This is a genomic window from Caballeronia sp., assembly GCF_049581465.1.
Classification (GTDB): domain Bacteria; phylum Pseudomonadota; class Gammaproteobacteria; order Burkholderiales; family Burkholderiaceae; genus Caballeronia.
The window spans coordinates 1-3,142 of record NZ_JBAUSA010000380.1 but is presented as its reverse complement, the minus strand read 5'-3'; the positions used below and the strand labels follow the sequence as shown (position 1 = coordinate 3,142).

General features: G+C 62.6%; 3 protein-coding genes. 1 reads left to right on the top strand and 2 read right to left on the bottom strand.

What is annotated here, in order from left to right; genetic code table 11:
* Positions 1-370 precede the first annotated feature (370 nt).
* The gene (hutG, locus tag WCA53_RS09465; protein ID WP_423908383.1) at positions 371-1,165 is read left to right on the top strand and encodes an N-formylglutamate deformylase; all 795 of its coding nucleotides are present in this window, start codon (positions 371-373) and stop codon (positions 1,163-1,165) included.
* A gap of 15 nt (positions 1,166-1,180) precedes the next feature.
* Here hutG and WCA53_RS09460 read toward each other — a convergent pair whose 3' ends face one another.
* Both WCA53_RS09460 and WCA53_RS09455 read right to left on the bottom strand, forming a co-directional pair.
* Positions 1,181-2,338, bottom strand: a complete 1,158-nt coding sequence (locus WCA53_RS09460) for a CmpA/NrtA family ABC transporter substrate-binding protein (protein WP_423908381.1) — start codon at positions 2,336-2,338, stop codon at positions 1,181-1,183.
* A gap of 10 nt (positions 2,339-2,348) precedes the next feature.
* Positions 2,349-2,924: an ANTAR domain-containing response regulator gene (locus tag WCA53_RS09455; protein WP_423908379.1), complete on the bottom strand. Its 576-nt coding sequence runs from the start codon at positions 2,922-2,924 to the stop codon at positions 2,349-2,351.
* Positions 2,925-3,142: the final 218 nt, after the last annotated feature.

Here is a 3,142-nt window from a genome sequence, read left to right as displayed (position 1 = left end):
CGGTTTAAAACGCGTTTCTTTGCTTCGTTTCTTTGCGCGTTTGCAAAGAAATGAAGTTCCGCCCCGAACAGGGGCTAACAGAAATAAGCAAGAAAATCCGACTTAAGCAGAACGACCACGCGAGCAGAAGGACTCAACGTCCTCCCCACACTCGCCGCGAGCAGCACCGCCCAAAACCTTCCCGCCCACTCGCCGCGAGCAGCACCCCGTCCAACCCCTCCCCCACACAAGCCGCGAGCAGCACCCCCACCAGCCCCGCGGCCAGCACCCCGTTCAATTCCAGTAAAATGGCCCGTGCCACACGATCCACGACCCCCACCCTAAATGAGGACTTGCGGTTCGAGCATCCCGTTCGATCCCTGGCCGACCTATGAACGATATCTTCAACCTGACACGCGCCGACGCGCCGCTGCTGATCTCGATTCCCCACCTCGGAACCCGCATTCCCGACGACCTGCGTCATCTGTACACGGATATCGCACTGACCGTCGCCGACACAGACTGGCATCTCGACCGCCTGTACGAATGCGCGCACGACCTCGGCGCGACCGTGTTGTCTGGACGTTTCTCACGCTATGTGATCGACCTGAACCGGCCATCGACCGACGAAAGCCTCTATCCGGGCCAGACCACGACCGGGCTTTGCCCGACCGAGACGTTTCGCGGAATGCCCCTATACCAGCCGGGATGCCTGCCCGATGCCGCTGAAAAGGCACGTCGCGTGGCCGAATACTGGCGGCCCTATCACGAGACGCTGGAAGCCGAACTCGAACGCTTGCGCGAGCAGCACGCCAACGTGCTGCTATGGGAAGCACATTCAATCGCCAGCGTCCTGCCACGCCTGTTCGAAGGCAAGCTGCCAGACCTGAACATCGGCACTCAGGACGGTCGCACAGCGGCTCCCGCTGCATTGGCCGCCGTGGTCGCCGCCGCTGCGGACAGCGACTACACGTCGATCGCGAACGGCCGTTTCAAAGGCGGCTTCATCACGCGCAACTACGGCGCGCCAAATCGCGGCGTCCACGCGATCCAGCTCGAAATGTGCCAGTCAACCTATATGCATGAAACGGAGCCCTTCGATTACGCACCCGAACTCGCGGCAGCGGTTCAGCCGACGTTGCGCAAGATGATCGAAGGGGCCTTTGAGGTCGTCAAGTCGCTTTGAATGGAAGGACCGGCGTCACGCGCGGATGACGAAGCTGTTCAAGTATGCGGACGGATCAAGGCCGTCCCACACCACGCCATCGCACAGGCGTTCAATGCGCGTTTCGGCAGGCACATCGATCCGCCCAAGCGCCGCCGCCTCGCGATACAGCGCAGTCTGGTTGATGGCCGCCGCAATCGCCGCATCGCCGGCTCCGGCTCCGGCCCCGTCGCCGCTCAACATGCCCCAGCGCCGGAACTGCGTGAGAAACCATAAGCCGTCCGAGGGCCGCGGATAGTTGACGCGGCCGTCATCGAAGAAACTCACAGGGAGTGCGGACGGACGGTCGTACTCGCCAAGCAAACGCGGTGCGATGACCTCTTGCGCGACGTCGAGCAATTCGGGCGCGGCAAGCCAACGCGAGATATCGGCGCGATGTTGCCGGTCGTCAAGCCACCGGCACGCTTCGAGCATCGTCTGGATCAGCGCCCGTGCCGTGTTCGGATAGCGCACGACGAAATCACGTCGGCTAGCCAGCACTTTCTCCGGATGGTCCGGCCAGATGTCACTCGATACCGCGACCGTCTTCCCCGCCCCGCACGCTTCGGCGAGTGCATTCCATGGCTCTCCTACGCAGAAGCCATCCAGTTCGTTCCCGGCCAGCGCGCCCACCATTTGCGGCGGCGGCACGACGACACTGCGAATATCGCGCAGCGGATGCACGCCTTGCGCGGCCAGCCAGTAATACAACCACATTGCATGCGTGCCGGTCGGGAAGGTCTGCGCGAATACGGCAGGGCGGCCGAGCGTTGCCAGCGTCTGTTTCAGGTCACCCGTTGCGTCGAACGTCTTGGCGAGCGCGCTGGACAGGGTGACCGCCTGGCCGTTGCGGTTCAACACCATCAGCACCGCCATGTCCGCCTGTGGGCCGCCAATGCCAAGCTGCACGCCATACACCAGGCCATAGAGCGAGTGCGCCGCGTCGATTTCTCCGGACAACAACTTGTCGCGCACGGCGGCCCAGGAGGGCTGGCGGCAAAGTTCGAGGGTGAGGCCGTGGGCATGGCCGAATTCGAGAATCTTGGCGACAGCGAGCGGCGCGGCGTCGCTCAACGCAACAAAGCCCAACCGAACGTGGGTTCGTTCCGGCGGCTGAGCGGCGGCTTCGGCGGCAGGCTGAATCGGCGTATTCATGGGGGACCGTCTACCTCAGTAAATCGTTCATCGATATCAACTGGCGTGCGACTTCCGACACCTTCATCCCTTGGTCCATCGCCCGTTTGCGCAACGTGGCATAGGCGTCCTGCTCGCTCATTTTGCGACGGTCCATGAGAAGCCGCTTGGCACGGTCAATGACCTTGCGATCCGCCAATTCGGATTCGACCTGCGCGAGTTTGTTGCGTAGCTTTTCCTCGTGGGCGAATCGGGCCAGCGCAACTTCCAGAATAGGCGCAAGACGCGCGGGTTCGAGACCTTCGACAAGATACGCCGTCACGCCTGCGTTCACGGCGTCGCGGATGAATTGGTGGTCGTCGTCGTTGCTGAACATCAGGACCGGACGCGGTGCGGTCTCGTTCATCACCGCGAGATGTTCGAGCGTATCGCGTGAGGGCGATTCCGTATCGATGATCACGACATCCGGGCGGTGTTCCTCGACGACTCTCGGCAAGGCCGTGGGCGTTGCGACCTCGGCGAGCATCTCGTAGCCAAGACGTGCAAGCGCCTGGCGAAGATCGCCTATGGGCTTGTCTGTGTCGGTAATCAAAAGCACGCGAAGCATGGGCGATACGCCAGAGGCACGGGGTGGAAGCGACACGTCGCTATGGCTTCAACATGTCATGCCGCGCTTGAACCCGGCTTCAGGTTACGCCGCATGAAGGATCGACGTGTGTTGCGTCGCCGTAAGCGCGGCCGCTTCGCCGATCGCGTTGCCCACGAGAATGATCGCCGGGCTGCCAAGACCCGCCGCCGCAGCATCAGCGGCGATGCACGCAAGCG

Bases quoted from the DNA above. Each gene is read 5' to 3' on its own strand.
- WCA53_RS09455 (WP_423908379.1), bottom strand. From the start codon at position 2,924: ATGCTTCGCGTGCTTTTGATTACCGACACAGACAAGCCCATAGGCGAT.
- WCA53_RS09460 (WP_423908381.1), bottom strand. From the start codon at position 2,338: ATGAATACGCCGATTCAGCCTGCCGCCGAAGCCGCCGCTCAGCCGCCG.
- hutG (WP_423908383.1), top strand. From the start codon at position 371: ATGAACGATATCTTCAACCTGACACGCGCCGACGCGCCGCTGCTGATC.